Raw genomic sequence first — 26,542 nt, 5'->3', positions numbered from 1 at the left:
CGGAACCCGCCGCCCGCGCTGCGCTGATGGAGGATCATTCCCCCTGTGGCAACAGCACCCGGATCATCTCGTGCTGCCTGGACAGATTCGCCCGTTGCACGAAACCCTGGACGATCGAGGCTGCCACCTTGCGCTGGTTGTCCATGTCCAGCAACGGTGCGATGGCCTGCCCGGAACCGTCGGGGCTGTCCCGGAACGGGCAACCGACCGGGCCAGCCGTGGTGAATGTCAGGATCGCCTTGGCCACGCGCGCCGACGGCGAACGCGGCGCATCGAAGATCACCAGCGTTCGCTCGTAACTGATACCCGTCGCACGTACGGTCGAGTGCAGGGAATCCTCGATGGTCATGTGCGCGCCGAGATCCTCGGCAAGCGCATTCAAGCAGTTGGCCGCCGTCGCCCTGCGCAGCGTTGCAGGATCGGTGCGGATGATCATCGCGCAGTCGGCGCCGGAGATCGGCACCTGGGTGACATCCAGGTAGGGGTTCTGTGCCAGCGTCCCGATCAACGCCAGATCGTCGCTGTAGCCACAGGATGCGGCAGATGTCTGCAGGCGTTGCAGCAGCGTTGCGACCCGCTGCGCGACCCACTGCCGCCCCTGCCGCAGGCGATGCGTGTGGGTGGCCGACAGGGCGCCGTGATCGAATCCCGAAGATGACGCCTGCATGCGCATTTTGACCTCACGCATGCAGGCATCGACCTGCTGCATGCAGTCCCTGTCATCGGCGAACACCGGCGCCGCCGAGATGCCATCGATCACCCTGCCGAACGTCGCCAGGTCGCCCTGCTGGTCGCGGTACCAGTCGTGGATGCGCTGCACATTGCGGCGACGCTTCTCCAGCTTGTCCGCACCCGGCCAGCCGGGATAGGCGGCGATCTCGCACAGCATGGTCAGGCCTTCCCACAGGTGGTACTCCATGCTGGGCAGGGGCAGCCGCCAGCGCTCTTCCGCGCCGGCATCCTCGGCAATCACCAGATGGTTGCGGATGATGTCCGACCACACTGTCACGGCCTCCACGGTATCGCGGCGCGGCGTGGTCACATCGATCAGTTCCATCAGGATCGGCCGCGGCGTCACCGGGTCGTCGCCGGCAGGCGCCTTCGGATCCTTCACCCATCGCGCGTGCCAGGTGTAGCCCATGCGGTACAGCACGAACGGCTTGATGCCGTCGTTGAGGATGATGCCGGGTGGCGGCGGAGGGGCAGGGGGCGGCTGCACGGGCAGTGGCGGTTGCGGCGGGGGCAGCACGGACGGGCTTGTCACCGGCGCGGGCGTGCCGATGCCCTTCAATGGCTCGCTGGTGAACAGATGCAGGCCCGCGCGGTCACGCTGGTAGACCTTCCGGAACGCCTGCGGAGTGTCACAGGTCACCAGGCACTGCTGGCCGGGCGGCACATGGATGTCCACCGGTGCAAGATCCACCACTTGGCCGGCCAGCGGATTCTGGTTGGGTGGGAAGACGCCGATCTCCAATGCGATGTTGAGGCCGGCGCCGAGCATCACCTCGATCACGATGTCCTCCACGCCGCCGTGCAGGGCGTCCTGGGCCGGGATCGGAATCCAGGGATTGATCACCACCTGCGTATCCCAGTCGGACCGGCCGAAATCGAACAGCGTCGGTGGCGGCTGGGCCGGGCGTTCAAGCAGTGCGTCCAGTGCGTTGCCGCCCTTGACGTAGAAGAACATCAGCGGCTCGTCAGGCTTCAGGCTGTAGTCGCGCCGTACCTTGCTGGACAGGCTGCGCAGCTGGTCCTTGATGTCCGACAGGGCCTTGACCACGACCGAGCGGACGTCGGGATACGCCTGCGCGTTGTTGATCTGCGCGGTGAGCTGCTTGCTGATGTGGCGCCGGGCCTCGCGCTCGGGCGTGCTCTCTTTCATGGTGGGCCTCGCTGGGCTTGCAGGGGATCACATGGGTTCGCGCTGGACGCTCAGGCGGGTGACAGCAGGGCGGCGATCTCCCGGTACCAGCCGATCTCCTGGCTACCGGGCCTGGCGCCGGCCAGGGCCTCGTCAACCTCCGGTGTTCCTGCGCCCGGAACCTCCACCCTTGCTCCCAGGATGTTGCGCAGTTCGGTCACCGGTACCCGTCCGATGCTCGCCACCTCCCAGTCGGTCACCAGGCAGGACTGGGGGCGCGCAGGGCTGCTGGCACTGGCCTGGACGTTGTTCTCGGCCTCCTGCGCCATCCGCAGAAGCTCCTCGGCCGTGGTGCGGAAGCGAACCAGGGAGAAGCTGCCTCCCCCATCCGGAAACAGCCGGGCACGCAGATCGCATGCGGCGCGTCCCTGCCCAAGCCAGATGCCAAGCTCCTCCTCGAACTCGCGGCGCGCGGCGCGCTCCTTGCGTTCGTTGTTCAGGCGGCCGCCGCCGGGCAGGGCCCATTGCCCCGCCTGGTTCACCAGCGCCGGGGGCAGGGCATCCGACCACGCTCCGACTTCCGCCACCAGGCGTTGTGCCAGTATCAACGCAGAGGCCCAGTTCGGCGCACCCCGGGTGGGTGGCGGCAACGCGATGGAGAGCTCCCGCAAGGTTGCACGCGCAGCGCTGAACGTGGGAGGGGTTCTTGCGTCCTCGCGGAACAGGCTCTGCAGAGCGGCCAGCGTCTCCATGGCGATGTCATCGGTCTGCGGATGCGTGCGTTCGGCGCTTTCAAGCGCCCGGTCCAGTGCGTCCATGGTGCGGGGCAGCGTGCGTTCGCCGCGGTAGGCGACTGACCCTGCGGCGCGCCAGGCGCCGGAAAGCAGCTTCTTCACCAGATCCCAGTCCTGCTCTGTGCCACCGCCGGACGCGTTGCGGATGGCCAGCACAGCGGCCATCGCCTCGGCAGAAAGTACGACCACGGAATTGCTGCCCCACCAGCTGTTGAGCACCCGTTTGCGGACGACCAGATAGTGGGCTCCATCCCAGACTGCGACGTAGACCTGGTTCATGGTGCACCCCTCCGTTCAACCTGCGTGGAGGGGGCTGGGCGCATTGCCGCTGTGCCAGCGATAGTCCGGGAAAGGCATGCCATGTCTCGCTCCTGTGGGCTCGAAAAGTGGGGGCGGCGGCGTTGCCATCGGGGGTGCAGGCCGTGCGTCGCCGCGGATCCACTGTAGGAGCGAGGGGCGAGGGAGGATCGGCGCCAGCCACGATGTATGCGGCGGAACCGACGGAACAGGAGCGCGGGTGCATTGATTTCCCCGCATTGGCGCAGAGCCCGTGGCCGCTCAGGGATCAGCGACTGCCGGCGCCTGCCTCCGGGGCGTGCAGCACGCGCAGCTTCTTCTTGTTGATCTTGCCGACGCTGATCACCTGGCTGTTCCTGAAGCACTACCTGCGTTGAGTGGCAGCCGCTGCAGCGTCAAGCCTGGCGGTCGAGACACCATGCTAGCCTTCTCCTTGGCAGGAGTGCCTGACAGGGGGAAGGCATGGACACACGACGCCGCGTTTCCAGCGTATTGACTGCATCCGGCATGCTCGCACTGGCACTGTCCGCCAATGCGCTCGCGCATCCGGGCGGGCTCGACAAGCAGGGGTGCCACACCAACCGGAAAACGGGTGAGTATCACTGTCATCGAGGCGCTCCAGCGGCACCTCGATACGTCGACACTCCGCGCAGCAGTTTCGCCCCCGCCCCCGCGCGCAGTTCCCGGGTGTTTGCCAACTGCGCGGAGGCCCGCGCCGCCGGGGCGGCGCCGGTACGGCGTGGTGATCCGGGCTATGGCCCGCACCTCGATCGCGACAATGATGGCGTGGGCTGCGAACCCTATCGCGGCCGCAGGTAGGGCATGGCCCGCCTGGCTTCAACTCCCGTTTCCCCACATTCGTCGGCCATCGCCGGGGATCGGTCGCACGATCTCCCCGTATGGCAGGGCCATGCCCTAGGCTGTTGGGATTGAACTGCTGGGATGCAAGCAACCATGAACCGCTGGATTTTCCTGGCATTGGCCACGCTCCCGTTCACTGCCGGTGCCGTGGTCATCCGTGATGATGTGGACGACGCCCGGTATCAGATCGATGCATCGGCCTTCCCCGCGCTGGCCGACATGCCGGGCGAGGGGCACGGCGTCCTGATCGCGCCGCGCTGGGTGCTGACCGCCGCGCATGCCGCGCCGATGGAAGGGAGGGGCGCCACCATCACCATCAATGGGAACGGCTACGGCGTCGAGCGTGTCTTCCTGCACCCCGGCTACCGGAAGATGCCCGAGGCGCTGGGCAAGGAAGCGATGGCAACCGGGAGCGCGTCGAAAATCCACGCGTTCCTGGCAGCATCGGATGACATTGCGTTGATCAGACTTGCCGCACCGGTGAGCGATGTGCCGCCGGCCGCACTCTACCGGGGCGCCGACGAGGTCACGCAGGTCGCCGCCCTGATAGGGAGAGGCGCCACCGGCAATGGTGCGACTGGCCTGATGCCCGGCGGGCCGCATCGTACAACGCTGCGGCGGGCCTGCAACGCGATCACCGGCGGCAACACGCGCTATCTCTGGTACCGGTTTGATCCGCCTCCGCAGGGCCTTCCCCTTGAAGGCGTGCTCGGCAACGGCGACAGCGGCGGCCCGCTGGTGATCGAGAAAGATGGGGCCTGGCAGCTGGTGGGCCTCGGTTCCTGGATCACCGCCGTACCCGAGCATGCGCTGGAAGCGGGTTTCTATGGGCAGGTGGTCTACAACGTGCGCGTGTCTCGCTACATCGACTGGATCGAAAGCATCATCGAGCGTGACGCGTCACTTTAGTTCTTGTTCCCGTAGCCCGGCGGTGCGGAGCAGGCGTAGCGGAAGCAAGCGCGCCTTAACGATTCATGGTCTCGAACAAGCGCACGGTGCGGATCTCAGCCGGTGCGACGGGCGCTCGTATCCTTCCCGACATGAGTCCTCCCTTCGATCTTCCAGAGTTCATGACGGTCACCCGGCCCTCCGGCTGGGTACGGAGCGGCGAGCGCTGGGACCTGTGGTGGAACGGGCGCTCGGTGGCCAACATCGTGCCGCATGCCGAACTTGGCTTCCGGGTCTACCTGGATGCACGCGGGATGTCCCAGACCAAGGTGGTGGCCGCCACGAATGTGCGGCAGGCCAGGCGCTACGCCGAGCGCTGGTGTGCTGCGCGGCTCTGCCCACAGCTGCGGCTGCGCGAGGCAGTGGCACGCCTGGTGGACGTAGCGCCGGAAACAGGCGCTGCGCCGTCGCCCGCGCTTTCGCGGGAACAACGGCAGCAGGCCCGCCGCTTGGCCGAGGCCGGGGCGGGGGAGGTGGTACGGATCAAGCAGGCACTGGCGCCGCGACAGCCCGCGATGAAGACCCGACCGGAAGTGCAGGGGCGGGGTGGAGCCTGGTCGATACCCGGCCAGGCTCCGTCAAACCGACATTCGAACAACAATTCCTCCCCAGCCAGGGTTATGCCGAGAGTTCTTCGCGAACGATCCTCGCTCCTGCGCTGAGTGCGCGCAGCTTGCCCCTGGCCACGTCGCGCGCCAGTGGCGCCATGCCACAGTTGGTGCTCGGGTAGAGCTTGTCGGCGTCCACGAACTGCAGCGCCCTGCGCAGGGTGTTGGCCACGTCCTCCGGGGTTTCCACCGTGGTGGAGGCCACGTCGATGGCACCGACCATCACCTTCTTGCCGCGCACCAGCTCGATCAGGTCGATCGGCACATGGGAGTTGTGGCATTCCAGCGAGATGATGTCGAGGCTGGAGGTCTGCAGCTTCGGGAACGACTCCTCGTACTGGCGCCATTCCGAACCCAGCGTCTGCTTCCAGTCGGTGTTGGCCTTGATGCCGTAGCCGTAGCAGATGTGCACCGCCGTCTCGCACTTCAGCCCTTCGATCGCACGCTCCAGGGCGGCCACGCCCCAGTCGTTCACCTCGTCGAAGAACACATTGAAGGCCGGCTCATCGAACTGGATGATGTCAACGCCGGCGGCCTCCAGTTCCTTCGCTTCCTCATTGAGGATCTTCGCGAACTCCCAGGCCAGCTTTTCGCGGCTCCTGTAGTGCGCGTCGTACAGCGTGTCGATCATCGTCATCGGGCCCGGCAGCGCCCACTTGATCGGCTGCGTGGTCTGGCGGCGCAGGAACTTCGCATCCTCCACGAACACCGGCTTCGGGCGGCTCACCGCGCCAACCACGGTCGGCACGCTGGCGTCGTAGCGGTTGCGGATGCGCACGGTTTCGCGCTTCTCGAAGTCGACGCCGCTGAGATGCTCGATGAAGGTGGTGACGAAATGCTGCCGGGTCTGCTCGCCGTCGCTGACGATATCAATGCCGGCGTGCTGCTGTTCCTGCAGGGACAGGCGAAGGGCGTCCTGCTTGCCTTCAAGCAGCGCTTCGTCCTGCAGCTTCCAGGGTGACCAGAGTGTTTCGGGCTCTGCCAGCCAGGAGGGTTTGGGCAGGCTGCCTGCGGTGGAGGTGGGGAGCAGCGTCTTCGTCGGCATTGTGTCGTGTGTCCTGGGGCGGTTGGTAAATCGATGGATCAGCGGGCGGCCCACTGCTCAAGCACGGCGCGGTACGGCTTGATGAAGTGCTCTTCGGTGAACCTGCCCTGCTTGACCGCCAGCTGGCTGCGCTCTTCGCGGTCGTAGACGATGCGGGTAGAGGAGTAGTCCTGGTGCTTCAGGCTGGGCTGGTAGACCTTGCCGGCCACGGAATTGGCGTTGTAGATCTCCGGGCGGTAGATCTTCTGGAAGGCTTCCATGGTGCTGATGGTGCCGATCAGTTCCAGGTTCGAGTAATCGCCCAGCAGGTCGCCCTGGAAGTAGAACGCCAGCGGCGCGACGCTGCCCGGTGGCATGAAATAGCGCACCTGCAGGCCCATCTTGTCGAAGTACTGGTCGGTGGGGGAGAACTCACCCTGGCGGTATTCCACGCCCAGGATCGGGTGATGGTTCTCGGTGCGGTGGTAGGTCCTGCTGCTGGAAACACTGATGCAGATCACCGGCCCCTTGCTGAAGTTGGCGCGGTAGGCGTCCGAGCGCAGGAAGTGCTGGAACAGCTTGCCGTGCAGGTCGCCAAAGCCCTCCGGAATGCCGAAGGTGTCCTTGCCCTCGTTGCTGGCCGGCAGCACGACGCTGAAGTCGTAGTCGCGCACGTAGGACGAGAAGTTGTTGCCAACGATGCCCTCGCTACGCACGCCGGTCTGCGTATCGACGATGGTCGGCCGCAGCACTTCGATCAACGGGAACGGATCGCTGCCGTCGGCGCCGTCGATGTGCATCTCCACGGTGATGATGTCCAGCTCGACCGCATAGCGGTCCGCATTCGGGTTGTCCCAATGTGCCAGGTCGTTGAAGCGGTTGTTGATCATGCTGATCGTGTTGCGCAGGTTCTCCCGCCGCGACGCGCCACGGGCCAGGTTGGCGAAGTTGGTGGTGATGCGCGTGCCCTCGGCCGGCTGGTAATCCTCGTTGAAGGGGATGCGCGTGATGCTGAAGGTGAAGGTATCGGTCGTCATGGCGGCGTTCCGGGTTGCGGGGTGACATCCAGATGCAGGTCGGCGGCGTCTGGCATTCAAAGCGTTGCGGTGGCCTCTGCGGTAGCGGGAGGCGCGGCGCGATGGGACAGCGCCAGCAGGGGCATCGCCCGCTGCACGGCCAGTCGCGCACGCTGGATCAGTGCGTCGTTGTTCACGCGGCCCTCGGCGAAATCGCGGTCGGTGGCGTAGACGCCCAGGGGCAGGGTGCGGGCCTGGAAGAAGCTGAAGAGCGGGCGCAGCTGGTGGTCGATCACGAGGGCATGGCGCTCGCTGCCGCCGGTGGCGGCCAGCAGGATCGGGGTGTCGACCAGCGCATCCTGGTCGATGAAGTCGAAGAAGTGCTTGAACAGGCCGGTGTAGGAGCCGCGGTAGACCGGCGTGGCCACCACCAGGACGTCGGCCTGTTCAACCGCAACCAGCTGCCGCTCCACGGCCTCGGGCAGCTGCGAGCGCCACAGCGCACCGGCCAGCTGCGGTGCCAGCTCACCGAGTTCGATCAGCTGCTGTTCGCTGTGGATGTCTTCGCCGATCAGGTCCAGTAGATGCTCGGCCAAGGCGGCGGCCCGTGAGGGGCGTTGCAGTCCGCCGGAAACGGCGACGATACGGAGGGGGCGGGTCATCTGTTCGCTATCAGCGGGGAGGGGAGCGCCTTCGGGCATCTGCAGGTGCGCAGCCCTGCAGGCCGGCTGGGTCAGCAGGCTGGCAGGCAACCGAAGGCATGACCCGATCCTAGCCATGCCCTTCCATGACGTAAAATGGTATTACTTCACCAATCCATGAATGAGATTCATCGTCATGTTGGAACGGATCCACCTCAGCATCGTGCAGCAGGTCGAACAGCAGGGCTCGCTCACCGCGGCCGCCGGGGTGCTCAACCTGACCCAGTCGGCGCTCAGCCACAGCATGAAAAAGCTGGAGCAGCAGCTGGGCACCGATGTCTGGCTGCGCGAGGGCCGCAGCCTGCGCCTGACCCAGGCCGGGCAGTACCTGCTGGCGGTCGCCAACCGGGTACTGCCGCAGCTGGACCTGGCCGAGGAGCGGTTGGGCCAGTTCGCGCAGGGCGAGCGCGGCGCGCTGCGCATCGGCATGGAATGCCATCCGTGCTACCAGTGGCTGCTGAAGATCGTCTCTCCCTACCTGGCGGCGTGGCCGGACGTGGATGTGGACGTCAAGCAGAAGTTCCAGTTCGGTGGCATCGGCGCATTGTTCGGTTACGAGATCGACCTGCTGGTCACGCCCGATCCACTGCTGAAGCCGGGCCTGAAGTTCATCCCCGTGTTCGATTACGAGCAGGTGCTGGTAGTGGCCAGCAACCACGCCCTGGCCAAGGTGGACCACGTAAAGCCGCGCCAGCTCGGCCAGGAAGTGCTGATCAGCTACCCGGTGCCGTTCGAGCGCCTGGACATCTACAACCAGTTCCTGCTGCCGGCCGGCATCACCCCGCGGCGCCACAAGGCCATCGAAACCACCGACATCATGATGCAGATGGTGGCCAGCGGCCGCGGCGTGGCTGCCATGCCGCGCTGGCTGGTGGAGGAGTACGCCACGCGCATGGACGTGGTGCCCGTACGGCTGGGCGCCAAGGGCATCCCCAAGCAGATCTACCTGGGTGCGCGCGAGGCCGATACCGGTATCGACTACCTGCAGGCCTTCATCGAACTGGCCCGCAACAGCTCGCCGCTTGCCGGCAATGCACGCGAGGCGCGCTGATGCCGGCCGGTACCTCAGCGCACGCGGAATCCTTCATCAACGCCTTTTCACTGGAAGTCAGCGCGAAGGCCATGCCTGCGCTGCGCGCAGAGGCGGATCGGATCCCGCGCGGTACGGTCATCTCCATTCCCTGGCTGGCCAGCGAGGATGACGACGCCCGCCTGGCCGCCGCACGCACGGTGCGCGCGCTCGGCTTCGAACCGATGCCGCATCTCTCTGCCCGGCGCATCGGGTCGCACGTGGCACTTGAACGCTTCCTGGAGCGCGCGGCCGGCGACGCCGGGGTCGCGCGTTGCCTGCTGATCGCGGGCGACCTGGCCACGCCCGCCGGACCGTTTGCCGATAGCGCTTCGATCATCCAGACCGGTGTTCTGGAGCACTCCGGGATCAAGGTCGTTGGTATCGGGGGGCACCCGGAAGGGCATCCGGTAATGAGCAGTGACGAACGCTGGCAGGCGCTTGAGCGTAAATGCCAGAGCATCGAAGCGCGCGGCATGGCCCCCTTGATCGTCACCCAGTTCGCCTTCGATGCCGATGCCGTGCTGGCTTGGCTGGATGCACTGCGCGCGCGTGGCATCAGCGTCCCGGTGCTGGTCGGCGTGCCGGGCCCGGCCAGCGTCTCTCGCCTGCTGCGCTACGCCGCGATGTGCGGCGTGGGCGCCAGTGCATCGATGCTGGCCCGGTATGGCATCTCGATCGGCCGGCTGCTCGGCACGGCAGGGCCGGAGGTGTTCGTCGATTGCCTGGTGAAGGGGCTGACCCGCGCCCATGGCCAGGTCAGCCCGCATTTCTTCCCGTTCGGCGGTATTGCGCCGTCGCTGGAGTGGGTGGCGCAGTACCGGCGCCACATTTCCATCAGCCAGCGCCGATGATCTGCGTCATGGCACGGATCGCGTTGTCCGGGTGCCGGGTTGATCCAGCGAAGGCGTCGGCCTGGAAAGCCTCCCATTGCAGCCACGCATGCCCAGGTCGAGGCGCTCTGCAATGCCCTGCGGGTTGATATCTCCGGCGCGATTGATCAGCACGACGAGCGTTCTTCGATCGGTGGGACGGTGCCGGAGATACCCGGTAAAGCCTGCGGTCCCGCCGCCATGGCCGACTACCTTTCCGCCATCGGAAACTTCCCAGCCGGCCCCCCAGCCCGCCTTGCTACCATTGGCGAGGAGTGTGTCGCACCACATCCGCTTCAGGGCCGACTCGGGCAACAGTCGATGCTGGTCCAGCGCCACAGCAAAGCGCGCCATGTCGTCGATGCTGGCGAGCAGGCCGCCAGCGGCCCATGCCGAGCCCGGAGCAGTGGGGGGCGGTGCGCGCCAGTGGCCATCCTGGAACAGATGCCCCTGGGCAACACGGCGCCGATCGTCGGCACGACGCGGTCCCGCATCGCGCATGCCCAGCGGCGACAGTATCTCCTCCTGCAGAACCCGCCAGTAGTCCATGCCGGTTGCATGCTCGATGGCCAGGCCGAGCAGGATGTAGTTCGTATTGGAATAGGCGTGCCGCGCACCGGGCGCAAACGCCAGCGGCCGCTCGGCCACCTCTGCGAGCAATTCACGGGGGGCTGGATTCGTCGGCATCAACCGCAGGAAGTTGTCTTCATTCAGATAGTTGGGAATGCCTGAGGTATGGCTCAGCAGCTGCAGCAGCGAAGTGGATGCCCATACGGAAGGCAACCCTTCCACGTACTCGCCGATGGGCGCGGTGACGTCGAGCAGATGCCGCTGCTGGAGCCGGAATATCAGCAGGGCCGTGAACAGCTTGGTGATCGACCCCAGTTCGAACACGGTATGGCGATCAATCGGTGCAGGCCGGGTGTCATTGAGCCGCCCGGTCGTGGACAGCGCGGCAATGCGCCCGTGATCGACCAGAACGGCCGCCATGCCAGGCTGCCGTTCGGCCTGCAGCAATGCGGTCAGCGAACCGCATCCCGCCAACGTCGCCCGGCTCGCCAGCGCCGATGGTGCTGACAGGCCGCAGCCGGTAGCCAGCAGCGCCGCACACAGGCGGCGTCGAACAGGGTCGTGGTACATGCACGTGGCTCGCAGCGGCGTCGTGGTGATGGTAGCGCGGACCGAGGGCCGGCCCGCTCAGGGTGAACCGGGTGAATCCACCCCGACAGCTGCCGGGGACGCGCAGCATGCCGGCCGGTCATCCGCGATGGCTGACAGCTGTCACTGGCTGCAACCCGGGCGGAAGCGAATAGTGAGCGCCAAGGCGAGGACACCTCGCCACCACTCAGCCACCACTCACCAGGGGGACCGCTCATGAACATGCTCCAGCAACTCGCCTCGCAGACGCCGATCTGGGTCTGGCTGCTCCTGGCCTTCCTGGTCACCCGTGGCATTGCCGCCATGAAGCCGGCCCAGACCTCGCTGCAGAAGCTGGCGATCGTGCCCGGCCTGTTTGCCGTCTGGGGTGCGTGGTCGATCAGCCATCGTTTCGGCGCGTCGCTGATCGCCTGGAGCGAGTGGCTGGCCGGCATCGCCACGGGGGCCGCGCTTGCCTGGCTGCTGTTGAGTCGATTGAAGCTGACGCTGGACCGCAGCACCGGCAAGCTCTGGCGCAGCGCGGACTTCAGCCTGCTGCCGCTGCTGCTGGTCACCTTCCTGGTGAAGTACGGCTTCGAGGTCGCATTTGCGGTGTCGCCGACGCTGACCACCAGTGCCGGCTTCAGCGCCGCCTACCTGCTGCTGACCGGCGGGTTCACTGGCGTCTTCGTGGGCAAGTACTGTCGCTACCTGGCCTCGCTGCGGATGGATGCGGCGGGGAAGGGGCTGGAAACCGCAGGTTGATTGACCTGGTAGTGCCGGTCGCTGGAGGCTCCGCAGGTCATCGGCAATCGAGTTTGGCGTTACCATCGGAGCGGCTGTACCTCCCGTGAGAGCCCGGGATGGATGGAACCATCTGAGCAGGAATCGATAGTGGAAGCGATATATCCGGTCGGCGTTGCAGGGGGAATGCGGATCATCTGGTTTGCCTGGGTATCAGGTGACCATGATCGGGTGATGTCCAGCAATGGAAGGCCTGTCTGCGATAGCAGCAAGGAAGGGCTGGAGGGTCAGGTTGCCGCGCGCGGCCGAGTCCTGGACTGGGAAGGAGAGTCCGTCATTGACCTCGACTCGCTGATCTCGTCTGTAGATTCAGGGCGGGAGGTCGACCCCGGCGAGGTCGTGGATGCATGGAATTTCATGACGGACCTCTCCAGGGTGATCGACAGCGCCCCCAATCAGCTGTTTCATGCCGAGTTGATGGAGACCTATGACATCTTCTTTTCGCAGTGCGAGGTCGCTCAATCGCTTGGTCTGAGATCGATTTCCATTGCAAGGCGCGATCTGGATCGAGCCCTTGTTGTCCTGCGCGACGGAAGGCGAATGGTGCAGGGCATCCAGTTGAACATTGAAAGTCCTATGCCGTCGCCAACCGTCGGGGGCACGCATGAGATCCATTGATCTGTGGACAATGAAACGGAACGCCAGGAAGGCTGGGTTGCGGGTGGTTGGCAACTTTCTGATTGTTTCGTACACGCGCGATGTGATCTCCGGGTTTGCCATGGACCCAGCGCCGTCCTCCATCTATGTATGGACCTTCGCACTTCCGGTCTATGACGGCCTGCCACACCTGCATATGTCTCTCGGCCAGAGGGTCGCTTGCCCGGAAGATCCAAAGGACTTTTTCCGCGGCACGCACGAGGCTCACCTCGCAATGCTCGAAGGGGTGAGAACAGCTGCGGACCTTCTGATGTATGTTGAAGAGGCCGGTTTCGAGGGCGATTACTGCCAATGGGTGAAGTACCTGTCCACCATTCGCCTGGGCGATTTCCCGGCCGCAGACGCTGCACTGAAGAATCTGCTCGCACTGCCGGTGTCCAGCGCGATCCGCGGAAGACTGGACAGGATGCTGGAGGCAATCGGGCGAGGTGGCGAATCAGGCGCGCGGCAGCTTCTGCAGGAATGGTCGATGCAGACGGCCCGATTGATGGGTGGCAGCAGCACATTCGCCTGGAGTCAGGACAGCACAAGCGCGTGAACCGTGCGGTTGCTCACGCCTCCCCACGCCACTGGCTCATCAGCATCTGAAGGAATCGCTCTGCGGTGGGCGAGAGCAGGGCACCCCGTCGGCGGACGATGCCGATCGTGCGCGACACCACCGGGTTGCCGATCGCGCGCGTCACCAGGGTGGGGTGATCCCCGTCCGGCGTGGCCATCTTCGGTAGCACCGACACGCCGATGCCGGCCTCGACCATCCCCAGTGACGTCGACAGGTGCGTCACCTCGTAGTGCCAGCTCAACTTGAGGTTCTCGCGCGCCAGCGCGCCGTCCAGCAGCGTGCGGTTACCGCTGGTGCGATGCACGGTGATCAGCTGGTGCTCGGCCAGATCAGCCCATTCCACTTTGCGCTTGCGGGCCAGCGGATGATCGCGCCGGCAGGCGAGGACGAAGGGATCCTCGGCCAGCACGTCGAAGTCGAGATTCGGATCGTTGGCGCCCATGAAGTTGATGCCGAACTCGACTTCACCACGTTCCACTGCCTGCAGACCCTCCGTGGCCGGGATATCCAGAATGCGGAAGCGCACGTTCGGGTGTGCTTCGTGGAAACGCGCCATCACGCTTGGCAGGAAGTAGAACGCCGCCGTCGGCAGGCACGCGATGGTCACGGTGGCGCCGCGGGTGTCTTCGCGGCCGCGCAGCGAGAACAGCGAGCCATCGAATTCCTCCAGCATGCGGCGCACCAGTGGCAGCAGGTTCTCGCCGACAGCGGTGGTACTGACGTTGCGCGTGGTGCGCTCCAGCAGCGGCGAACCCACGGCCTGCTCCAGCTTCTGTATCCGTCGGCTGAGCGCCGGCTGGGAGACGTGCAGGATTTCAGCGGCGCGATGGAAGCTGCGTGTCTCCGATACCAGCAGGAACGCGCGTAGATCCAGGATTTCGCAATTGATGCTCATTGGGTATCAATCATCCAAAAATCAGCAATTCACAGATCAATTAGGGTCATGCCAGTATCGAATCACAGAGGGGTCATTCATCCCCTATACGCATCAATCTAGCACACGTATGTCCAACGATCTGCTCAGCATTCCCTGCGTGCTCATGCGCGGCGGCACCTCCAAGGGCCCGTTCTTCCTGGCCAGCGACCTGCCGGCGGACACCGCCGAACGGGATCGCCTGCTGCTGGAAGTGATGGGCTCGGGCCATCCGTTGCAGATCGACGGCATCGGCGGTGGCAACGCACTGACCAGCAAGGTGGCGATCATCGACCGCTCGAGCCGGGCGGACGCCGACGTGGACTACCTGTTCGCCCAGGTCCGGGTGGAGCAGCAGGTGGTGGATACCTCGCCCAACTGCGGCAACATGCTGGCGGCCGTCGGCCCGTATGCCATCGAGCGTGGGCTGGTGCAGGCGCAGGATCCGCAGACCGAGGTGCGCATCCACAACGTCAACACCGGCAAGCTGATCATCGCCACGGTGGAAACGCCGGGCGGCACTGTGGCCTACCGCGGTGATACGCGCATTGCCGGCGCGCCGGGCTCAGCCGCGCCGGTCAGGCTCTCCTTCCTTGATGCGGCAGGCGCCCGCACCGGCAAGCTGCTGCCCAGCGGGCATGCGCAGGAAACCATCAATGGCGTGCCGGCCAGCCTGGTGGACTGCGCCATGCCGATGATGCTGGTGCGTGCCGAAGACCTGGGCGTGCGCGGTGATGCCTCGCCCGCCGAACTGAACGCGGACGCGGCGTTCATGCGCCGGCTGGAAGCGCTGCGCATCGAGGCGGGCGCCCGCATGGGCATCGCCGACGCCGGCAACAAGGTCATTCCCAAGCCGGTGCTGCTGTCGGCGCCGCAACAGGGCGGCGATCTGCAGGTGCGCTATTTCATGCCGCACCAATGCCACACCGCACTGGCCATCACCGGTGCGGTCGGCCTGGCCACCGCCGCCGTCACGCCGGGCACGCTGGCCCACACTTTGGTCGGATGCCGGTCCGTTCCCGGCAGCATTACCCTCGAACATCCGAGTGGGGCCCTGGAGGTGGGCCTCAGTCGCAGCTCGGGCGATTCGCCGGTGATTGCCAGCGTGGTCCGCACCGCACGCCGCTTGTTCGAGGGGCGCGTGTACGCGACTTCGCCCGCGCCCGCCACGGCCAGTGCCACCCAAGCCCGCCAATGGACGTCAGCGGCATGATCTGAACCCGGACGGGCCTGCGTAGACGCGCATGCCCGCCATTACAACGTAGATGCTTCACTCCTGGGAGGGATGATGTACAAGCAGTTCTTCTTGGCCGCGCTGTGCGCGGCCGGTCTGGCCGCGGCCGGATGCAGCAACAGCGGGCGCAGCGAAGGCGCATCCGCCGGCGGTGGCGACAATGCCCCGGTACGCATCAGCGTCGGCTCCTACAACCTCAACAACCTGCCGTTCTTCATCGCCGACGCCAAGGGGTACTTCAAGGACGTCGGGCTGCAAGTGAAGACCGAGAACTTCGCCCAGGGCGGCTCCAAGGTATTGCAGGCGCTGGTGGCCAATTCCACCGACGTGGCCGTCGGCTTCTACGACCACACCATCCAGATGCAGGCCAAGGGCAAGGACGTGGTGGCCTTCGTACTGCTCTCGCGCAACTCCGGCCTGGTGATGGCCGGCCGCGAGGATGCCACCTTCGATCCGGCGCGCCCGGAGACCATCAAGGGCCAGAAGGTCGGGATCACCGCGCCGGGCTCCTCGTCCGACTTCTTCGTCCGTCACTTCCTCGCCCAGCACGATATTCCGGCCGACAGCATCTCGTTGATCGGCGTCGGCTCGGGCGCCGCAGCGGTGGCCGCGCTGGAGCAGGGCAAGATCGACCTGCTGGTCAACTATGATCCTGCCGCCACCCTGATCACCGAGCGCAAGGTCGGCAGGATCATCCTCGACGCGCGCAGCGACGACGGCGCCCGCCAGGTCTATGGCGGCCTGTACCCGACCTCGGTGATGTACGCCAACCAGAGCTTCCTGGACACGCGACCCGAAGCGGCCGAGAAGATCGCCCGCGCCGAGCAGATGGCCTTGAAGTTCATCGCCGACAACAGTGCTGAAGACATCGTGGCCGCGCTGCCGGACAGCTACGTCTCCGGTGACCGCGCCACCTATGCCCGCGCGGTGGAGAACGCGCGCGCGATCTTCACCCGGGACGGTCACTTCACGCCTGCCGATCTGGAAACACCGCTGAAGGTGCTGCGTGAGTTCAACACGGATGTCGCCAAGGCCGATATCGATCTGTCCCGGACCTATACCAATGCCTTCGTCGAGCGTGCCAACGCTGCGGCGCCGGCTGCCCAACCGTAAGCGGAGGTAAACCATGGCCCTCAATGCCACCGTGCGCCAGTTCAATGGCGCGCCGCAGCTGGAGCCTGCACAGACCATGGTCGCCATCAACAAGGTGACCATGTCCTTCGGCGAATTCACCGCCGTACGCGATGTCGACATCCAGGTGGGTGACGGCGAGTTCCTTGCCATCGTCGGACCCACCGGCTGCGGCAAGAGCACCATCCTCAATTCCGTGGCGGGCCTGCTGAAGCCGTCGTCGGGCCAGGTCAGCATCGATGGCCGTGCCGTCAGCGGCGTGCAGGAGTCGGTCGGCTACCTGTTCCAGCAGGACGCGCTGCTGCCGTGGAAGACCGCGTACCAGAATGTTGAACTCGGCCTGCGCTTCCGTGGTGTGCCCGAGGCCGAACGCAAGGCCAAGGCCAACGCGTGGCTGGCCAAGGTCGGCCTGGCCGGCTTCGAGCATCGCTACCCGCACCAGCTGTCCGGTGGCCAGCGCAAGCGCGTGCAGATGGCCCAGGCGTTGATCGTCGAGCCGAAGGTGATCCTGATGGATGAGCCGTTCTCGGCGCTGGACATCCATACCCGCCACCTCATGCAGAACGAGCTGCTGAGGTTGTGGCAGGAAGACCGGCGCTCGGTGATCCTGATCACCCACGATCTGGAAGAAGCGATCGCCCTGGGCGACCGCGTGGTGGTGCTGTCCTCCGGCCCGGCCAGCCGCGTGGTGCGCAGTTTCGATGTGGATCTGGAACGGCCGAGGAACGTGGCCGAAATCAAGCTGGATGACCGTTTCACCGACCTGTACCGCGACATCTGGGCCTGCCTGCGCGGCGAAGTGGAGAAGAGCTATGCACGCCAAGACTGACAAGTTCATCCAGCTCGCGCTGGTGGTCGCCGTGTTCGGTGGCTGGGAAGGCGGCATCGCGCTGGGCGTGATCGATCCGTTCTTCTTCCCATCGCCAACCGCCATCGTGCAGCAGGCCTGGACCTGGCTGTCCGATACGTCGTTCTATCAGCATGTCTACATCACGCTGACCGAAACCGCGCTGGGCTACATCATCGGCACCGGCCTGGGTGTGGCCGGCGGCGTCTGGCTCGGCCTGAGCCGCCGCTCGGCACGCATCCTCGATCCCTTCATCAAGGGCTTCAACGCGATTCCGCGCGTGGTGCTGGCGCCGATTTTCGTGCTGTGGCTGGGCCTGGGGCTGTGGTCGAAGGTGGCGCTGGCGGTCACGCTGGTGTTCTTCACCACGTTCTTCAATGCCATGCAGGGCGTGCGCGAGGTGAATCCGGTGGTGCTGGCCAATGCCCGCATCCTGGGGGCGAGCCGCAGTGACCTGCTGCGCCATGTCTACTTCCCCGCAGCGGCGAGCTGGATCCTGTCTTCGCTGCGTACTTCGGTCGGCTTTGCCGTGGTCGGTGCGATCATCGGCGAATACCTCGGCGCCTCGGCGGGCCTGGGCTACCTGATCGCGCAGGCAGAAGGCAACTTCAACGCTGTGGGCGTGTTCGCCGGCATCATCATTCTGGCCGCCTTCGTGCTGGTCATCGACGCGCTGCTGGACGTGGTCGAGAACAAGCTGATCACCTGGCGTCCCAACGCCCAGGCACAGGCCACCAGCTGACCCGGACGGGCTGAGCCCGCCTGCCGCGCCGCCGGGCCGATCCGGCGGCGCGCGCTTCCTTCCCCGATCTTCCCCCGCACCACCGCAACGGGCCAGCGCCAGGCCAGGGGGCCGGCTGGCCGGAGAGAGCCCATGAACCATTCCAACGTGCTGCCGCTGGCAGCGCTGTCGGTCGCGCTCGGCCTGCTGTTGGCCAGTGGCCATGCCGACGCACAGTCCACGTCGTCGCTGCCCGCGCCGCTGAGCCAGGCCGAGCTGTCACGCCTGGTGCAGCAGCAGGCACTGCAGACCCAGCAACTGGAAGCACGCCTCCGCGCCGTCGAGGGCGGGCAGGGCAGTGCGAGGGCACCGTCAACGCCGCCCGCGCCTGCGCTGGAAACGCGGGTGGCCGCACTGGAAACCAGCCAGTCCAGGCTGCCGAAGGTCTCCTGGGCCAAGGGTGCACCGGAGTTCAGCAGTGCCGACGGCACGACGGTGTTCCGCCCCCGTGGCCGCCTGTTCGTCGATGCCTCGAGCACCGACGGTTCGGCGGTCGCCGACCGCAACGTTTCGGGTACCGAGATCCGTTCGGTGCGCCTGGGGGCCGAGGGGCGCTACGGCACCCTGGGCTGGGTCGTGGAGGGCGACTTCGCCGACAACGCGGTGGCGTGGAAGTCGGTCTACGCCACGCTGGACCACACGCTGTTCGGCCTGCCGGCCGATCTCACGATCGGCAACCGCTTGAACGATCGCGGTATCGATGGCTCAAGCAGCACCTCCAACACGCCGTTCCAGGAACGCAACGTGGTCGGCACGCTGCTGCTGCCGCAGCGCGGCCTGTTTGGTGTCGGGCTCACCGAGCGGGTGTATGGAAGGGGCTGGCATGCCAGCCTGTCGGTGGCCGGCAACGACCTCAACAACGCCGGCACCGACAACGACAGCCAGACCTGGGCCACCCGCGTCCACTGGAATCCGCTGGACACCGCCGACGCCACGGTGCATCTGGGCGCATGGGCCTTCCACGAGAAGATTCCCGCCGGGGCCAGCGGCGTGGTGCGCAGTTCGGCCATCGCGGGGCATTTCAACGATCTGGTCAGGATCACACCGGGCACGCTGGTGGGCGCCGAGCGCAGCACCGCCTACGGCGCGGAACTGGCCGGCTTCTTCGGCCCGGCGTGGGCAACCGGCGAGTGGGGTACGCGAAGCCTGCGCGGGGCCGATGCCAGCGGGCGCTATGATCGCGACCACGAAGCGTGGGCGATCTCGGCCGGCTGGTTCCTGGCGGGCGCGCTGCCGTCCTACTCGGGCAAGGCCGGCACGTGGGGCAAGGTGAAGGTGGCCGATCCGGTGACGCGCGGCGGCAGCGGTGCCTGGGAGCTGAAGGGCCGCTATGAGGACGTGGACTATGCCGAACTGCCCAGTGGTGGTACCGGTCACGCGTGGACACTGGGCGCGAACTGGTACCTCAACGATTTCAGCCGGGTGATGTTCGAAGCCGTGCGTTGGCAGACCCGCCACCGCAGCGGCAGTGCTGCGGGCAGGGATGAAGGCACCACCTTCAATACCCGTCTGCAGCTGGCCTTCTAGGGCCGGGCCGCCGCCTGCATTCTAGTCACAGCAGCAACAACGCAGCGATGAGTGCAGGCGGCATCACCAGCGCGCCGACGCGCAGGAAGTCGAGCGCGCTGACATGCTCGCCCTCGCGGCGCAGCGCCACCAGCCACAGCATCGTGGCCAGTGAGCCGGTCACCGACAGGTTCGGGCCCAGGTCCACGCCGATCAGCAGTGCGGCACGGGTCTGTGCGGGCAGTTCAGCCATCTGGCCCAGCGAACCGGCGGCCAGGCCGACCGGCAGATTGTTGGCTACGTTGCTCAGCAGTGCAGCGGCGCCACCGGCCAGCCAGCTGGCCTGGTGGGGAGAAGCCTGCGCCATGGCCTGCAGCGCGCTTGCCGCAGTCTGGATGACGCCGGTCTGCGCCACCGCCTCCACCAGCACGAACAGACCGGCCACCAGCGGCAGCACGCCCCAGGCGACATGCCGCAGCAGCGGCAGCGGGCTATGGCGCTGGCGTATCACCACGACCGCCACGCTCAGCGCGCCGGCGCAGAACGTGGCCAGGCCCAGCGGTCCGTTCAGCGCGGACGTCACCAGCAGTACGCTGCCGGTGAACAGCACGCCCAATGCACTCAGTCGGCCACCCTCGGTCAGCGGGCGATGTTCCGGTGCGGCGACCAGCGGCTGCGCGATTTCGCGCCGGTGTACCCAGCGCAGCACCAGGTAGGTGGCACCGATCGCCGCCGCCGACGGCAGCGCGAACTGCGCCAGCCACTGCAGCAGTGGCGGCATGTGCTGGCCGTACACCACCAGGTTGGCCGGGTTGGAGATGGGCAGCACGAAGCTGGCCGCATTGGCAATGAAGGCGCAGACGAACAGGTAGGGCAGGGGATTGGCGCGCGCCGCCTTGCAGGCCGCGTAGACCGCCGGTGTCAGCACCACGGCCGTTGCATCGTTGGACAGGAACACCGTCACCAGCGTGCCGACCAGGAACACCAGGTCGAACAGGCGTCGCCCCGATCCGCCCGCATGCCGCACCGCGTACAACGCCAGCCAATCGAACAGGCCTTCGCGCCGCGCCAGTTCGGCCAGCACCATCATGCCGACCAGGAACAGGTAGACGTCGCGGCCTTCGGCTACCGCGCCCCATGCGGTCTGCAGCGATACCGCGCCCAGCAGCGGCAACAGGGCGGCAGCACCCAGCGCCCACACATACTCGGGGATGCGGAAGGGACGGAACAGCAGGCCGATGGTGGCAACGGCGACCGCTGCCCAGATCACGAGGGGGGAATGGGGGGCAAGCATGGAGTGGGGGCTTCAGCGGCACCGGCAGCGACCCCGGCGCAGGTGCTCCTGGCGCACGCGATCAGCGGATGGGCGGCCGCTGCAATCATCGCAGGTTCCGGGATCGCCGCATCATACCGTGCGCACTGGCATGGCGACTGCTGGGGGGCCGGGCGCGTTGGTGACGAACCCGGCGTCCAGTGCGGATGGGCAATCAAGCGCGGTATGACTTCAGGCACTGCAGTTTGACTACATGTGTAGTCAAACTGCGGGCACACTCACTGGAAGAGAACGCAATGCCAACGTCCTGCTGGTTGTCCTGCGCCCTGGCCCTCGTGATCGGCATCGCGGGGCCCACCCATGCGACGCCGCGTGCCGACGCCCTCGCCACGATCGAGCGCAACGCGCGTGCTTCGCATACCGATGCGGTGCTCGTGATGCACGACCGGGACACGCTGCTTGAGCTGAAGCCCGCCCCAGCGCAGGAATCCGTGCACCTGATGTCGGCAACCAAGTCCGTCGTCGCGCTGGGCATTGCGTTGCTGCTGGACGAAGGAAAGCTGGCTTCGATCGACGTACCGGTCAGCCAGATCTATCCGGAATGGAAACAGGGCAGGAAGAGCCGCATCACCGTGCGCATGCTGCTGGACCACACCTCCGGCCTGCAGAACGTGGCCAACGCGGGCGCCGAACTGGAAGGGGCCCCGGACCTGGTCAAACTGGCACTGGCAGCCGAGCTGAGTGACGACCCGGGCGCCGTGTTTTCCTACAACAACAAGGCCACCAACCTGCTGCCCGGCATTGTCGAGCGCCTGGCGGGCGAGCCGCTGGATGCCTACCTGGATGCCTACCTGGATGCGCGCCTGTTCAAGCCGCTGGGCATTGCCCACCACACCTGGATGAAGGATGAGGCAGGCACTCCGCTGGGAATGGCGGGCCTGTCCCTGCGTGCCGCCGATCTTGCCGCCATCGGGCAACTGTTGCTGGATGGAGGCGTGGCGCCGGATGGCAAACGACTGTTGAGTGAACGGTCAGTGGCATTGATCACTGCTGAAAGTGCCCGTTCGCCTGACGTGGGCCTGTTGTGGTGGCGGATACCAGCTTGGGAACGCTATCAGCTCAAACCCCGGCTGGATGACCTGCTGGCCGGGCACGGCGTTGACGATGACGTGCGCCGCGCCGTGCAGGCCAGCGCGGGGCGCACGTTCGACAGCCGGGGGCAGTTGATCGCATTCCTCACCGAACGGTTGGGTGCGGACGGGCCGCAGCGTTACGCCAGCCAGATCGCCGCGCGCGGCCTGAAGCTCGCCGATCTCTACGACATCACACGGGGACCGGTCGTCGGCTTTGCCGCCAACGGCTACCTGGGCCAATACCTGATGATCGTTCCGGAACAACGCGTCGTCGCAGTGCGCCTGATCCATCGGCGCGAGAGCCACCACGCCCCACAGGACGACTACGCGTCCTTCTTCGCCGATGTCCTGCAATTGGCGCGGGCACTGCAGTAGGTGCTGCCATCATCATGTCCACGCGCTCTGAACAACTTCCTGGAGCCTTCTTCACTGTCGTGCCGCCTAAGGTGGGATGACCCCTTGGCCGCCGGGATACTGAAGCATGTTTGATTACCAGGACTGGACCTTCCACGCCAATGGGCGCACGGTGGTGGCGCGCGTGGCGCTGGACGGCGACGGGGGCGGCACCATCAACCGATACCAGCTGATGCCCGGGCCGGCGCAGTCGGGGCTGTGCATCAAGGTCGCCTCCCAGGACGAGGCCGCGCAGAAACTGGAGGTCGAAGTGATGAAGCTGCTGGGACCGGAGTGGTAGCCCCTGCGTAGCGCCACGGTGAGCGGCTCATCTGCTCCGTCCACGATCACGGCGTTGGCCGCGAAAACGGCGGAGCCGGACGGAACGAGTACGGCGAGCCGACTGCGGCGGCGATGCGCTGGAGAGCGTTCACGGTGCGTTCCTTTCTGGATGACCCGCAGGCGCGGGCATCTTTCCTGCGGCGGGTGAGCGGTGACCGGATGCAGCGGCAGCCCGGTCATCAGTAGCGGGGTGATTCCAGCGCCGCTACGCGCGCTGCCGATTTGCTGCGCTGCATGGTGACAAGCGCGAACCCGGGTGATTACTCTCCGCTGCAACGCGATGGTAGCGCTACCAGTCGGACGGGGATCCAGGGTCCAGGGGCTGCCTTCTTTGCCGCGTGTTTGTCCTGGCAGGCTTGAAAAGCAAGTGTAAGTCGCGGCGTGCTCCAGCAGCCGTGCTGTTCGGTTTGGAATGCGGGCCACGCCCGTGCGTGCCCCTGGGAGGGGGCGGTACATCCATTCGATCGTATGTCAGAGGGGACTTTCATGAGCACTTGCAGTTTCCGTGGCACCCCGGGCCCGAGGTCCGGTTCATGAGCCGCGCGTTGGCGAAGTTCCGGTCCCGGGCCATGTTCACCTTCGTGGGTGGCGCCCTGGTCATCAATCCTGCGTTTGCGCAGGACGCAGCACCGGCGACCGGGCAGCCGCAGAGCCAGCAGCCCACCCAGCTCGATGCAGTGCAGGTCACGGGCATACGCAACAGCCTGAGCCAGGCCATGGACATCAAGCGCGACTCGGCGGGCGTGGTCGACGCGATCAGCGCCGAGGACATCGGCAAGTTCCCCGATACCAATCTTGCCGAGTCGTTGCAGCGCATCACCGGCATCTCCATCGAGCGCCGTGACGGCGAGGGCGCGCAGGTGACCGCGCGTGGCTTTGGTCCGCAGTTCAACATGGTCACGCTCAATGGTCGCCAGATGCCCGGCGCCGATGCATTCGGTGCCTCCGGGCAGGTGGCCATCGGCGGTGTCGACGGCGGCACTCGCGCCTTCAATTTCGCGCAGCTGGCCGCCGAGGCCATCAATGGCATCGAGGTCTACAAGACCAGCCAGGCGCAGGTGCCCAGCGGTGGCATCGGCGCGACGATCAACATCCTGACCTCGCGCCCGCTCGACCACGCCGGCATCGTGGCCAATGCCGGGGCAAAGCTGGTCTCCGACCAGAGCCAGCCGTTCGACAACGACCTGACGCCGGAGCTGTCGGGCATCTTCAGTTACAGCAATCCGGAAAAGACCTTTGGCGTCAGCCTCAGCGCGAGCCAGCAGAAGCGCAAGGGCGGCTCGGTGCAGGCCACGGAGAACTACTGGAACGTGCAGCCCTGGACGGGGTCGATGCCGGGCAACCCGACCGTGGTGAACGCCCCGGCCGTCGGCCAGCTCTATGCGCGGCCCAACGACCTGCGCTACGCGTTCTCCGAATTCGAGCGCGAGCGAGTCAATGGCCAGGCCGTGCTGCAGTTCGCACCGACGGACAGCCTGACCCTGACGATGGATTACACCTACTCGACCAACGAGATCACCGAGAATCGTGGCGAGCAGGGCATGTGGCTGCAGAACAGCAACTACACCAATGTCCAGTTCGACACCTCCGGTGCGGTCGCCACCCCGGTCTACATCCGCGAGATCGCCGGCACCAAGGACTTCGGGCTGGAACAGCAGCGCAGCATGCAGGAGTACAAGCTGGGCTCGCTGGGCTTCAACGCGGTCTGGAATGTCAGCGACCGTTTCAAGCTCAGCTTCGATGCGCACAATTCGAAGAATGAAAGCCGCCCCAATGACCCACTGACCGGCGGCGGCTCCATCTTCATGAGCATTGCCGGCACCAACAACTGCACCCGTGGCCCGCATTGCGGTGGCTCCTGGGTACAGGAGTTGAACTTCAACAATGGCCTGCCGGTCGGCACCCAGGTCTGGTATCCCAGTACTGCCGATGCGATCGCCGGGACCAATGGCGTGGTCAACCCGGGCTTCCAGGAAGGCGAGATCGGCACCCAGGTGCTGCGCGTCAACGCGCAGACCCAGATCAGCAAGATCAAGCAGGCGCGTGTCGACGGCGAATGGAACTTCGACCACGGCCGCTTCCAGTTCGGCGTGGATACGAACAAGTCCACCACCCACCGCATCCAGGCCGCCGAGGCCTATTCGACACTGGGCGACTGGGGCGTGGCCAACGTGGACCGGGATACTGCCGCCGGCCTGATGGACCTGCTGCAGCCGGTCAGCATCGTCGGCCTGTTCGATGACTACAGTGCCAACAGTTGGCCGGCCTGGCGCGGCAATGCCGGGCAGCTCGCGCAATGGGCGTCGCGCGAGTACGGCGTCGGCCTGGGCGTGGATCCGCAACGCGCGGCCGACAACTTCGTGGAAGAGAAGACCAAGGCGGCGTACTTCCAGGTGGAGCTGGACGGGGAGCTGGGCGGCATGCGCACCAATACCCGCCTGGGCGTGCGCTATGAAACCACCGACGTGGTGTCGACCTCGGTCATTGCCGTTCCCGAGTCCATCGAGTGGCAGGCCAACAACGATTTCCGCATCGTGCTGTCCGATGAGCAGCAGCCCTTCACCGAGAAGGCCAGGTACAGCTACATCCTGCCCAACCTTGATTTCAGCATTGACCTCACCGAGGAACTGAAGGGCCGCGTTTCGTTCGGCAAGAGCATCGCCCGCGCGCCGTACGGCAACCTGTATGCAGGGCCCGGTGCCCAGCAGCCGTTCGGCTCGGTGCTGATCGATCCGTCGTCGCGCGCCAGCGGCAATTCGCAGAACCCGAGCCTGAAGCCGCTGGAATCGGACAACCTCGACCTGGGGCTGGAGTGGTACTTCGCCGATGCCAGCTATGTGTCATTGACCTACTGGAACAAGTCGGTCAGCAACTTCATCGGCAACACGGTCGTCCAGGAAAGCCTGTACGGGCTCACCGACCCGACCTCCGGGCCGGATGCGCGGGCGGCGTTGGACTTCCTGACCAGCGGCGCCTGCGTGGCCCAGGTCGGGCCGGCCAATGCCGCCGCCTGCTCGGCCAACGACACCTCGCTGTTCACCGCACTGGCGCTGCTGCGCAACAATCCTGCTGGCCTGGGCGCCTACAACGGCACCGATGCGCAGGTGCTGGCCACCGAAGCGGCCTACGATCTGTATGGGCAGGCCAACGACCCGCTGTACCAGTTCAACGTCAATCGCCCGATCAACCAGAACAAGTCCAAGCTGCATGGCTGGGAACTGGGCGGCCAGTACTTCTTCGGTGACACCGGCTTCGGCGTGCTGGCCAACTACACCGTGGTCAAAGGTGATGTCGGCTACAACAATGGCGGCGATCCGGGTATCGACCAGTTCTCGCTCACCGGCCTGAGCGACACTGCCAACGCCATGCTGATGTACGAGAAGTACGGGTGGTCGGTGCGCCTGGCATGGAACTGGCGCGACCAGTACCTGATCCTGGCCAACCAGGGCTCCAGCCGCAATCCGTACTATGTGGAGCCGTACGAGCAGTGGGATCTCAGCGTCAACTACGCGCTGGATGACCACTGGTCCTTCAGCCTGGAGGCGATCAACCTGACCGGCGAGGATGTGCGGTGGCGCTCGCGCACCTCGCAGATGATCGTCAAGCTGGCCGACCAGAGCCCGCGCTACATGCTGGGCGTCCGTTACAAGTTCTGAGCCTGGTTGCCGATGCGTCCGGCACGGCACCGCTGCCCGCCAGCGGTGCCGTGCCGGGACGGTGTCGCCGCACCTGTCGCGCGCCTGCGCTACCCTGCTGACCAGCCACCCCGCACTGGACTGGA

Annotated in this window: 24 protein-coding genes; 16 read left to right on the top strand and 8 right to left on the bottom strand. The window is 66.0% G+C overall.

Features of this window, described 5'->3' with window-relative positions:
• Positions 1 to 34: 34 nt before the first annotated feature.
• Together QP609_RS11060 and QP609_RS11055 are read right to left on the bottom strand one after the other, a co-directional pair.
• Positions 35 to 1,882 carry a hypothetical protein gene (locus tag QP609_RS11060; protein WP_197621693.1) on the bottom strand — a complete coding sequence of 616 codons (1,848 nt, stop codon included), beginning with the start codon at positions 1,880 to 1,882 and terminating at the stop codon, positions 35 to 37.
• A gap of 50 nt (positions 1,883 to 1,932) precedes the next feature.
• Entirely contained in the window at positions 1,933 to 2,934 is a 1,002-nt protein-coding gene (locus QP609_RS11055; RefSeq protein WP_289213768.1) for an NUDIX hydrolase, read from the bottom strand.
• A 480-nt stretch (positions 2,935 to 3,414) separates the two neighbouring features.
• On the opposite strand from QP609_RS11055, the gene QP609_RS11050 reads away from it, so the two are divergent.
• The 3 genes from QP609_RS11050 to QP609_RS11040 all read left to right on the top strand — a co-directional run bounded on the left by QP609_RS11050 (position 3,415) and on the right by QP609_RS11040 (position 5,423).
• Positions 3,415 to 3,771, top strand: coding sequence for an excalibur calcium-binding domain-containing protein (locus QP609_RS11050; RefSeq protein WP_111206845.1), 357 nt, complete (start codon positions 3,415 to 3,417; stop codon positions 3,769 to 3,771).
• A gap of 135 nt (positions 3,772 to 3,906) precedes the next feature.
• Positions 3,907 to 4,722, top strand: a complete 816-nt coding sequence (locus tag QP609_RS11045) for a trypsin-like serine protease (protein ID WP_197621694.1) — start codon at positions 3,907 to 3,909, stop codon at positions 4,720 to 4,722.
• Positions 4,723 to 4,787: 65 nt separating this feature from the next.
• A complete protein-coding gene (locus QP609_RS11040; protein WP_197621695.1) occupies positions 4,788 to 5,423 on the top strand; it encodes a hypothetical protein in 636 nt (211 codons plus the stop codon).
• On the opposite strand, the gene QP609_RS11035 is transcribed toward QP609_RS11040, so the two are convergent.
• Genes QP609_RS11035 through msuE form a run of 3 tightly spaced genes read right to left on the bottom strand, consistent with a single transcriptional unit; the run spans position 5,380 to position 8,071 of the window.
• Positions 5,380 to 6,414: a methionine synthase gene (locus tag QP609_RS11035; RefSeq protein ID WP_014647229.1), complete on the bottom strand. Its 1,035-nt coding sequence runs from the start codon at positions 6,412 to 6,414 to the stop codon at positions 5,380 to 5,382. The two genes, QP609_RS11040 and QP609_RS11035, sit on opposite strands and share 44 nt — an antisense overlap.
• 38 nt (positions 6,415 to 6,452) lie before the next feature.
• A complete protein-coding gene (locus tag QP609_RS11030) occupies positions 6,453 to 7,430 on the bottom strand; it encodes a DUF1852 domain-containing protein (protein ID WP_126412268.1) in 978 nt (325 codons plus the stop codon).
• A gap of 56 nt (positions 7,431 to 7,486) precedes the next feature.
• The gene (gene msuE, locus QP609_RS11025; RefSeq protein ID WP_049439650.1) at positions 7,487 to 8,071 is read right to left on the bottom strand and encodes an FMN reductase; all 585 of its coding nucleotides are present in this window, start codon (positions 8,069 to 8,071) and stop codon (positions 7,487 to 7,489) included.
• 175 nt (positions 8,072 to 8,246) lie between these two features.
• Here msuE and QP609_RS11020 point away from each other — a divergent pair, with 175 nt between their 5' ends.
• Together QP609_RS11020 and QP609_RS11015 are read left to right on the top strand one after the other, a co-directional pair.
• Positions 8,247 to 9,161 carry a LysR family transcriptional regulator gene (locus QP609_RS11020; RefSeq protein ID WP_014647226.1) on the top strand — a complete coding sequence of 305 codons (915 nt, stop codon included), beginning with the start codon at positions 8,247 to 8,249 and terminating at the stop codon, positions 9,159 to 9,161.
• Positions 9,161 to 10,033: a methylenetetrahydrofolate reductase gene (locus tag QP609_RS11015; protein WP_197621696.1), complete on the top strand. Its 873-nt coding sequence runs from the start codon at positions 9,161 to 9,163 to the stop codon at positions 10,031 to 10,033. Before QP609_RS11020 ends, QP609_RS11015 begins: the two co-directional genes overlap by 1 nt.
• A 6-nt stretch (positions 10,034 to 10,039) precedes the next feature.
• Here QP609_RS11015 and QP609_RS11010 read toward each other — a convergent pair whose 3' ends face one another.
• Complete coding sequence (locus QP609_RS11010; protein ID WP_197621697.1) at positions 10,040 to 11,191, bottom strand: serine hydrolase domain-containing protein; 1,152 nt, start codon at positions 11,189 to 11,191, stop codon at positions 10,040 to 10,042.
• Between the two features lie 234 nt (positions 11,192 to 11,425).
• Between QP609_RS11010 and QP609_RS11005 the strand changes: the two genes are divergently transcribed.
• From QP609_RS11005 to QP609_RS10995, 3 genes are all read left to right on the top strand, one after another.
• Positions 11,426 to 11,953, top strand: a complete 528-nt coding sequence (locus QP609_RS11005; RefSeq protein ID WP_014647223.1) for a DUF6622 family protein — start codon at positions 11,426 to 11,428, stop codon at positions 11,951 to 11,953.
• A 165-nt stretch (positions 11,954 to 12,118) separates the two neighbouring features.
• Positions 12,119 to 12,610, top strand: a complete 492-nt coding sequence (locus QP609_RS11000) for a hypothetical protein (protein ID WP_289213767.1) — start codon at positions 12,119 to 12,121, stop codon at positions 12,608 to 12,610.
• A 10-nt stretch (positions 12,611 to 12,620) separates the two neighbouring features.
• Positions 12,621 to 13,187 (top strand): hypothetical protein, encoded by a 567-nt coding sequence (locus tag QP609_RS10995; RefSeq protein WP_032958916.1) that lies wholly within the window; start codon positions 12,621 to 12,623, stop codon positions 13,185 to 13,187.
• A 13-nt stretch (positions 13,188 to 13,200) separates the two neighbouring features.
• Here QP609_RS10995 and QP609_RS10990 read toward each other — a convergent pair whose 3' ends face one another.
• On the bottom strand, positions 13,201 to 14,103 hold the full coding sequence (locus QP609_RS10990; protein ID WP_197621699.1) for a LysR family transcriptional regulator: 903 nt from the start codon (positions 14,101 to 14,103) through the stop codon (positions 13,201 to 13,203).
• Between the two features lie 109 nt (positions 14,104 to 14,212).
• Here QP609_RS10990 and QP609_RS10985 point away from each other — a divergent pair, with 109 nt between their 5' ends.
• The 5 genes from QP609_RS10985 to QP609_RS10965 all read left to right on the top strand — a co-directional run bounded on the left by QP609_RS10985 (position 14,213) and on the right by QP609_RS10965 (position 19,641).
• Entirely contained in the window at positions 14,213 to 15,334 is a 1,122-nt protein-coding gene (locus QP609_RS10985) for a 4-oxalomesaconate tautomerase (protein ID WP_014647220.1), read from the top strand.
• A 75-nt stretch (positions 15,335 to 15,409) separates the two neighbouring features.
• Complete coding sequence (locus tag QP609_RS10980) at positions 15,410 to 16,468, top strand: ABC transporter substrate-binding protein (protein ID WP_041864185.1); 1,059 nt, start codon at positions 15,410 to 15,412, stop codon at positions 16,466 to 16,468.
• 13 nt (positions 16,469 to 16,481) lie between these two features.
• Complete coding sequence (locus QP609_RS10975) at positions 16,482 to 17,315, top strand: ABC transporter ATP-binding protein (RefSeq protein ID WP_014647218.1); 834 nt, start codon at positions 16,482 to 16,484, stop codon at positions 17,313 to 17,315.
• Positions 17,299 to 18,075, top strand: coding sequence for an ABC transporter permease (locus tag QP609_RS10970; protein WP_005409726.1), 777 nt, complete (start codon positions 17,299 to 17,301; stop codon positions 18,073 to 18,075). The genes QP609_RS10975 and QP609_RS10970 overlap by 17 nt, the downstream gene beginning before the upstream one ends.
• Positions 18,076 to 18,207: 132 nt before the next feature.
• Complete coding sequence (locus tag QP609_RS10965) at positions 18,208 to 19,641, top strand: porin (RefSeq protein ID WP_289213766.1); 1,434 nt, start codon at positions 18,208 to 18,210, stop codon at positions 19,639 to 19,641.
• A 25-nt stretch (positions 19,642 to 19,666) separates the two neighbouring features.
• On the opposite strand, the gene QP609_RS10960 is transcribed toward QP609_RS10965, so the two are convergent.
• Entirely contained in the window at positions 19,667 to 20,914 is a 1,248-nt protein-coding gene (locus tag QP609_RS10960; RefSeq protein ID WP_041863460.1) for an arsenic transporter, read from the bottom strand.
• A 293-nt stretch (positions 20,915 to 21,207) separates the two neighbouring features.
• Between QP609_RS10960 and QP609_RS10955 the strand changes: the two genes are divergently transcribed.
• From QP609_RS10955 to QP609_RS10945, 3 genes are all read left to right on the top strand, one after another.
• The gene (locus tag QP609_RS10955; protein WP_289214016.1) at positions 21,208 to 22,401 is read left to right on the top strand and encodes a serine hydrolase domain-containing protein; all 1,194 of its coding nucleotides are present in this window, start codon (positions 21,208 to 21,210) and stop codon (positions 22,399 to 22,401) included.
• 106 nt (positions 22,402 to 22,507) lie between these two features.
• Positions 22,508 to 22,720 (top strand): hypothetical protein, encoded by a 213-nt coding sequence (locus tag QP609_RS10950; RefSeq protein WP_032957243.1) that lies wholly within the window; start codon positions 22,508 to 22,510, stop codon positions 22,718 to 22,720.
• 574 nt (positions 22,721 to 23,294) lie between these two features.
• Entirely contained in the window at positions 23,295 to 26,417 is a 3,123-nt protein-coding gene (locus QP609_RS10945) for a TonB-dependent receptor (RefSeq protein ID WP_197621829.1), read from the top strand.
• Positions 26,418 to 26,542 lie beyond the last annotated feature (125 nt).

This window comes from Stenotrophomonas sp. 8(2023) (assembly GCF_030345295.1).
GTDB lineage: Bacteria > Pseudomonadota > Gammaproteobacteria > Xanthomonadales > Xanthomonadaceae > Stenotrophomonas > Stenotrophomonas muris.
The sequence above is the reverse complement of the archived record's forward strand: the minus strand, read 5'-3'. Positions and strand labels throughout refer to the sequence as shown.